Here is a 7,180-nt window from a genome sequence, read left to right as displayed (position 1 = left end):
CCTGACCGGGCTCGTCCTCGGCATCGTCTACGGATGGATCGCCGCGCAGTCTCTGCTCGGCTCGGCGCCGACTCTGCCCGATTTCGAGCCGGCAGGGCTCGTCGCCCCGCACGTGCCGTGGCTGCCGGTCGTCATCATCATCGTGGCGACCGCTGCGCTGACCCTCGTCGCCGCAGCCGCTCCGACCCGTCTCGCCACGCGGGTCGCACCGGTCGAGGCACTCGCCGCGGACTGACCGCGATTCGTCATCCCGGTGGCCTCGCGTCACCGGGACGACACCCCGTCCGGCCCGGCTCTAGGCTGGACGGATGCCGTCTCCGTTCGATCAGTCCACGTATCAGGTGCGCCTCGAGTGGGGCGTCGGGGGCCTCGAGCGCCTCGCACCCGCCGACATCGTCGTGGTCGTCGATGTGCTGCGCTTCTCGTCGAGTGTGTCGGCTGCCGTCGCATCCGGAACCACGGTCTCACTGGCCGACGCCGTCAGCTGGTCTCGCAACGGCGCGGCGGTCGCGGCACGTGCCGGCGACGCCGTGGTGCTGCTCGGAAGCCTCCGCAATGCGGCAGCGGTCGCGCGTGCGGTGACGGCCGTGCAGGAGCGCAACCAGGCCCGCACCTCGGTCGCGGTGATCGCCGCCGGTGAAGCGGATGCCGGGGGAGCGGTCCGGTTCGCCGTCGAGGACCAGCTCGGCGCCGGCGCGATCGTCGCCGCGCTCACCGACCTCGGCATCGATCACACCTCTCCCGACGCTGCGGTCGCCGCAGAGGGGTTCCGCGCCCTCAAGAGAGCGCTCCGGCATCTGATCGGCGCGAGCGGATCGGCGCGCGAGCTCGCCGACGGCGTCGCAGCGACCGAGCGGATGCTGTCGTCCGGCGTCGTCCCCTCGACGGCCGCGCAGGCAGCCGAGGTCGATGCACTCGACGTGGTGCCCGTCCTCCGCGACGGATCGTTCGTCCCCTTCGCCTGATCCCGCTCCGGGCGCTGCGTGAGGTCGCGCCGAGGTCGGCAGCCCGCGCACTCGGCAACAGGCCGTGCGCTCGGCCGGTGTTTCGAGACGCGCGACGTAGGGTCGTGGCATGAGGTTCGTCCCCGCACTCATCCTCGACGCCGTGTTCGTGCTCGTGTTCGCCGTGATCGGTCGTGCGTCGCACGACGAAGATGCCGGCGGCTTCCTGCTGACGGCATGGCCGTTCATCGTGGCGCTGCTCGTCGGTCACCTCGTCGCCGCGCTGCTTCCCGGAAGGCCGCGCCGGCCATGGTCGCTCGCCTGGGGTGCTGTCGTCTGGGTCGTCACGGTCGTCGGAGGGATGCTGCTGCGCGTCGCCTCGGGCGACACCGCCCAGCTGCCCTTCATCATCGTGGCGACGATCGTCCTCGGCATCTTCCTCGTCGGCTGGCGCGCCGTGGCTGCGCTGCTCCGGCGTCGAACGGCGCGCGCTCGCGACGACCGTGACACGGACGAACGCTCTCCGGAACCGGCTCCGGCTCCGGCTCCGGAACCGGAACCGGAACCGGCGCCCGGGTCCGATCCGGAAACCGGGGCTGAGTCGCGCTGATCACGCCTGATCGCCGCCCGTGTGGGATGCGGGGCCACTTTCGCATCCGTATCGGCTGTTTGCGGTGCGCTAGTGGCCCCGCCTGGCGGGCCTGATCGCGGCGGGCGAAGGTCAGCGTGACATCTGGGCAGCGACCCGGGCGTCAGCCGTGATCTCGCGCCGCGTCCAGGCGAACAGGTAGCGGGCGTCGTACGCGCGTGAGCAGCGGGCGCACGAGGTGGCCCTGGCCGGTCGGCGGTGGCGGTAGGTGACGTGACCCGAGGGGCATTCGCCCACCCAGGGAGCCAGCTCCACCGCTGTCTCGCCATGATGGGTCGTGCCGCCGACATAGCCGAGGTCGCGCGCGACCCGCTTCCAGGTCGGGCCGTGTGCCGCCTCATGACCCGCCAGAGCATGGGCCACCTCGTGCAGCAGCACCTGATGGATCTCGTCGTCGTCGAAACGGGCGGCCAGGTAGCGCGATACCGTGATCCGCTTCTTGGTGTAGTCGCACTGACCGGCGCGGCGCTTGGCATGGTCGAAGCCGAACGACCAGCTGTCGTCGAGGTGCAGCGTGATCAGTGCCTCGCCCCAGACGCGCACCCGGTCAAGTTCCGCCATGCGATCAGGCTAAGCCATGCCGCCGACATCGCCGTGCAGGGGCGCGTCAGCCGGCGACGAGCTGCGAGGTGCGGCGGCGTTCGGCCGCGTCGATCGCGAGCAGCACCGTCTCGAGCTCTCGGTCCTGCGCACCGGCTTCGCGCCGCAGGAAGAGCGACTGCTTGAAGCTCTCCCGAGCGGTCTCGTAGTCGCCTGCTTCGTACGCGTTCCTGCCGTGGTGATGGTGTGCGAACGCCGCGATCGACACCCAGCGCTGGCCCTCGGCCTCGGAGGCGCAGGTGGCGAGCTCCTGCTCGGCGGCCGCATGGGCTCCGCGGTGCTGCAGGATCGTGGCGTGCAGCACGCGGGCGCGCAGCACGTCCTTGCGGGTTCCGGCCATGCGGGACTGACGCACTGCCTCGTCGGCGATGGGCAGTGCCTCGTCGAGGCGGTCGAGCACCTTCAGCAGCCACACGCGCTCGAGCAGCGCAGGAAGACTCCGCTGGCTCTCGATCTCCGCGAGCCGCGCCGAGCATTCATCGAGATCGACCAGCTCGCGCAGGCTCTCCTGGTCATACCCTCTGATGAAGCTCATTGCTCTCCTTCCGCGCCGTCCCCCCACCAGTGTGCCTCGCGACCGCGCGCGCGGCGGGGCGGCACGCCCCACGTCCGTCGCATCCGGATCCGGATCGACGACTTCAGCGCAGGAAGAGCGAGGCGTCGGGGCGGGGGGATGCCACGGCATCCGCATCCGTCACGGTCCGCGCGCCCTGGACGAACGATGTCACCTCGGCGCCCTGGGCGATCTTCGCCGGATGCGGACCCGCCGCCAGCAGCCGGGGCAGCCACTCGGTGGGCAGAGGTGCGGCAGAGGCCGCGATCACCAGGTTGCCGAATCGCCGACCCTTGAGCACCTGGGTGTCTGCCAGCACGCCGATCTCGGGCAGCACCTCGGCGATGGTCGCCACCTGCCGTCGGGCGAACGCCAGACCGGGCCCGTCGGCGACGTTGACGAGCAGCACTCCTGCGGGGGCGAGCAGCTCGGCGAGTTCGCGGTAGAACTCCAGGCTGGTGAGATGCGCGGGGGTCTGCGCGCCGGAATAGACGTCGGACACCACGAGATCGCTGTTGCCGACGAGGGCGGGCGGCAGCCGTTTCACGCCCTCTCGGGCGTCGCCGATCCGCAGTCGGATGGCCGCGCCCCGCGGCAGCGGAAGGTGCTCGCGCACGAGAGCGGCCAGGGGAGCCTCGAGCTCGATGACCTGCTGGCGCGAACCCGGTCTCGTGGCCTCGATGTAACGGGGGATCGTGAGGGCGCCCGCTCCGAGGTGGACGGCAGTGAGGGGCCCGTCCCGCAGCTGGTCGATCACGGCGCCCATGCGCACGATGTACTCGAAGTGCAGGTGCGTGGGGTCGTCGAGATCGACGTGCGACTGCGGGGTGTCATCGACGATCAGCTCGAAGCCGGTGGTGAACTCCGACGGCACGATGCGGGCGACGCCGCCGTGGTCGAGTCGGGCCTCGGGATGCTCGGTGTCTCGCGCTCGCGTCCTGCCCATGCTCCGAGACTACGCGCTCAGAACGCCTGGTTGCCGACCGAGCAGGTGTCCTGATCGATGCTCTGGCCCGAGATCTCCGGGGGCAGCGTCGCCCGGGGCGCCTCGCTCGGCGACGCCGTCTCGGCGGGCGGCTCAGAGGGGGCAGGGGTGGCGAGCTCGACGCTCTCATGCGTCGTCACCTCACCCGAGAGGGCGATCGGCTCTCCGGCGATGAGCGCATCCCACAGAGGTGCTGCGGCGTCGTAATCGGGCACGACCCTGTCGCTGTCGTCCGGGTCTTCGAGGTTCGGGTACTGCACGAACACGAAGTCAGCGAACCTCACGTCCTTCAGCGCGAGCGCCAGCTGGGTGAGGGTCAGGGCGTTGCTCAGCGACTCGCTCGGCACGATGTTGTCCGCGACGGTGTTCATCAGCCGCAGCACCGCGGCCGGGTCGGTCAGCGTCTCTGCACTGAGCACCTTCTTGGCGAGTCGCGACATGTACTGCTGCTGGTTCGAGATGCGGGCGAGGTCGCTTCCGTCGCCGACACCGTGCCGGGTGCGGATGAAGGCCAGAGCGCTGGCGCCGGAGACCGTGTGCGTGCCGACCGGCAGGTCGATGCCCGCCAGGGTGTCGTGGATGCCGTCGCCGGCGACGCATACCTCGACTCCGCCGATCGCATCGGTGATCGCGATCACGCCGTCGAAGCTGATCTTGGCTGCGAACTCGATGGGCAGTCCGCTCAGGTCGCTGACGGTCTTCGCGATGCAGGAGACCCCGGCGTGATCGAAGACCGAGTTGATCGCCGCCTTCGACATCCCCGACGCCGTCGATCCGTCCGCTCGCTCGCACTCGGGCACCTCCACTCCGAGATCGCGGGGGAACGAGACGACGGTGACGCTTCGGGGGGCAGCCGAGACGTGCACGAGCAGATTCACGTCGTTGAGAGTGCCCTGGTCGCTCTTCTCGCATCGCTCGCCGAGCAGCTTCGTCGAGACCTCTCCGCATTCGTCGGTGCCGACGACGAGCATGTTGAAGGCCTTGTCGCTGGGGTAGGCGCCGAGAGAGGGGGGAGCGATCTCGCTGTCGTCCTCGAGGGCCACGGCTCCTTCGCCGACGCGGTTCAGCACGTCGATCACGATGAAGCTCGCCACCGCGACCGATGACACCACCAGCACCGCGAGCGCGACGCCGAGGAGCCGGAGGAAGGTCGACATCGCACTCGGTGTCGGCAGATCGGCGTGCTGTGCGACCGTTGCGCGCTTCGCGTCGTCGAGGGCCCCTGACATGCGGCGAGCCTACCTGCGGAGGGCGATGTTACGGCCGCATGACGTTTCTGAGAATAACTTGCAGGGAATTAGTTAGTGATGAATACTTTTTCCTACGTGGTAGGCACCCGATGCCGCCAGGACGTTCAAAGAGGAGATCCCTGATGCACAAGCGCATTCTTCCGGTCGTGGCGCTCGGCGCCGTGGCCACCCTGGGCCTGGCGGCCTGTGCCGGCGGTGGCGGCACCGACAGCGGAGCCGTCGACGGGGAGGGCCAGGAGCTCACCGTCTGGATCATGAAGGGCACGAACCCCGACGCGAGCGCGTTCTACGACGAGGTGTCCGCGGCGTTCGAGGAGGAGACCGGAGCGACGGTCAAGATCGAGGAGATCCAGTGGGCGGACGCCCACGATCGCTTCGTGACGTCGATCGCCGGCGGCACCACGCCCGACATCGCCGAGACCGGCACCACCTGGACCGCCGAGTTCGCCGACGCCGGTGCGCTCGAGCCGCTCGACGAGTACGTCGACGCCGAAGACGGCCTGCGTGACGACCTCGTCGAGGGCCTCGCCGTCGCCGGCACCTACGACGACGAGCTCTACGGCATGCCGTGGTACGCCGGCGTCCGCTCGATCGTCTACCGCACCGACGTGTTCGAAGAGCTCGGTCTCGAAGCTCCGAAGACGTGGGACGACATCGTCACCGCCGGCGAGGCCATCAAGGCCGCCAAGCCCGACATGCTGCCCTTCCCCGTCGCGGGCGACGCCGAGTTCCAGGTCTACCCCTGGGTCTGGGGTGCGGGCGGCGAGGTCGCGACCCTCGACGGCAAGACGTGGACGAGCGAGCTCGACAGCGACGAGTCGCAGGCCGGCATCGAGTTCTACACCGTACTCGCCACCGAGCACGGCTTCTCGTCCGCAGGCGCCACCACCTGGAAGGAGACCGACCTGCGTGACTCGTTCACCCAGGGCAACGTCGCCATGATGCTCTCGGGCTCGTGGACTCCCAAGGCCCTCATCGAGGCGAACCCCGAGCTCGACGGCAAGATCGGCGCGGCCGTGATCCCCGGCGAAGACGGCGGCATCGCTCCGTCCGTGCTGGGTGGCTCGCACCTGTCCGTGTTCAACACCACGAAGAACGCCGACCTCTCGTGGGAGTTCGTCAAGCTGATGACCACCGGCGAGTTCGCCGAGAAGTGGGCTGACGAGACCGGATACTTCCCCGGCGTCCAGTCGGCCATGGAAGAGGCCCTCGCCTCGACCGACCCCCTCGTCGCGCCGTTCGCGCAGCAGATGGTCGAGGGTGGGGCATCCGTTCCGGTCACCCCGAACTTCGGCGCCGTGCAGGCGAAGAAGCCCACCAACTCGATGATCCAGGCCATCCTCAGCGGGCAGACGGACGTCGCCACGGCGACGAAGGATGCCGCTGCTGAGATGACTGACCTCCTCAACCAGTAAGGCTGTATCCCTTCATGTCGATGGTGCAAGCGCCACTGCCGGCCACGAAGGCGGAGTCCACCTCCGCCTCCGTGGCCGGCGGCCGGCCGCGGCGGCGAGGCCTCTCGCTGATCTCGGCCCGTCCCTGGCTCCTCCTCGCGCCCGGGCTGGTCATCCTCGCGGTGCTCATGCTCTGGCCGCTCATCCAGGTCTTCATCTACTCGCTGCAGGACTACGGTCTGCGCGAGATCAACACGGGTGAGAACAACTGGATCGGCTTCGAGAACTACATCGAGGCGCTCACCAACCCGACACTGTGGACAGTCGTGCTCCCGAACACGGTCGGCTTCGCCGCTGTCGCCGTGTTCGTCACCGTCGCCGTCGGCACGCTCGTGGCTCTGCTGCTCGCGCGCCTCGGCACGGTGTGGCGCACGATCGTCTCGAGCTGCATCATGGTCGCCTGGGCGATGCCCGCCGTGACCGGCACGTACGTCTGGACGTTCATCTTCGATGCCGACCGTGGCATCTTCAACTCGCTCCTGCAGGGCGCGGGGCTCATGGACGAACCGGTCAACTGGTTCACCAACCAGTGGTCGTTCTATGCGATCGTGCTGCTCAACGTGGTGCACCACGGCTTCCCGTTCGTCGCCATCACGGTGCTCGCGGGCCTCCTCGGAGTCTCGAAGGAGATGCTCGAGGCCGCGGCGCTCGACGGCGCGAACGCGTGGATGCGGTTCTGGAAGATCATCTTCCCCACGCTCAAGCCGGTCTTCTCGGTCGTGATCATCCTGTCGACCATCTGGGA

Annotated in this window: 8 protein-coding genes and 1 pseudogene; 5 read left to right on the top strand and 4 right to left on the bottom strand. The window is 69.1% G+C overall.

The window, feature by feature from the left end:
- From J7E68_RS10435 to J7E68_RS10425, 3 genes and pseudogenes are all read left to right on the top strand, one after another.
- Positions 1-235 (top strand): annotated as a pseudogene (locus tag J7E68_RS10435) (ABC transporter permease); the annotation flags it as partial.
- Positions 236-308: 73 nt separating this feature from the next.
- The gene (locus J7E68_RS10430; protein ID WP_215172333.1) at positions 309-965 is read left to right on the top strand and encodes a 2-phosphosulfolactate phosphatase; all 657 of its coding nucleotides are present in this window, start codon (positions 309-311) and stop codon (positions 963-965) included.
- A 109-nt stretch (positions 966-1,074) separates the two neighbouring features.
- Positions 1,075-1,554, top strand: a complete 480-nt coding sequence (locus J7E68_RS10425; RefSeq protein ID WP_215172331.1) for a DUF3054 domain-containing protein — start codon at positions 1,075-1,077, stop codon at positions 1,552-1,554.
- A gap of 111 nt (positions 1,555-1,665) precedes the next feature.
- On the opposite strand, the gene J7E68_RS10420 is transcribed toward J7E68_RS10425, so the two are convergent.
- From J7E68_RS10420 to J7E68_RS10405, 4 genes are all read right to left on the bottom strand, one after another.
- Positions 1,666-2,154 carry a SprT-like domain-containing protein gene (locus tag J7E68_RS10420; protein WP_215172329.1) on the bottom strand — a complete coding sequence of 163 codons (489 nt, stop codon included), beginning with the start codon at positions 2,152-2,154 and terminating at the stop codon, positions 1,666-1,668.
- 46 nt (positions 2,155-2,200) lie between these two features.
- On the bottom strand, positions 2,201-2,728 hold the full coding sequence (locus J7E68_RS10415; RefSeq protein WP_215172327.1) for a hypothetical protein: 528 nt from the start codon (positions 2,726-2,728) through the stop codon (positions 2,201-2,203).
- Between the two features lie 103 nt (positions 2,729-2,831).
- Entirely contained in the window at positions 2,832-3,692 is an 861-nt protein-coding gene (locus tag J7E68_RS10410; protein ID WP_215172325.1) for a fused MFS/spermidine synthase, read from the bottom strand.
- 17 nt (positions 3,693-3,709) lie between these two features.
- Positions 3,710-4,960: an LCP family protein gene (locus J7E68_RS10405; RefSeq protein WP_215172323.1), complete on the bottom strand. Its 1,251-nt coding sequence runs from the start codon at positions 4,958-4,960 to the stop codon at positions 3,710-3,712.
- Between the two features lie 143 nt (positions 4,961-5,103).
- Here J7E68_RS10405 and J7E68_RS10400 point away from each other — a divergent pair, with 143 nt between their 5' ends.
- Positions 5,104-6,396, top strand: a complete 1,293-nt coding sequence (locus tag J7E68_RS10400; RefSeq protein ID WP_215172321.1) for a sugar ABC transporter substrate-binding protein — start codon at positions 5,104-5,106, stop codon at positions 6,394-6,396.
- A gap of 20 nt (positions 6,397-6,416) precedes the next feature.
- A partial coding sequence (locus tag J7E68_RS10395; protein ID WP_251048875.1) for a carbohydrate ABC transporter permease occupies positions 6,417-7,180 on the top strand: 764 nt, incomplete at its 3' end.

Origin of the sequence: Microbacterium sp. ISL-103 (assembly GCF_018613995.1) — a bacterium.
GTDB lineage: Bacteria > Actinomycetota > Actinomycetes > Actinomycetales > Microbacteriaceae > Microbacterium.
Note: the sequence above shows the minus strand (reverse complement) of the source record. Positions and strands in the feature narration are given on the sequence as shown.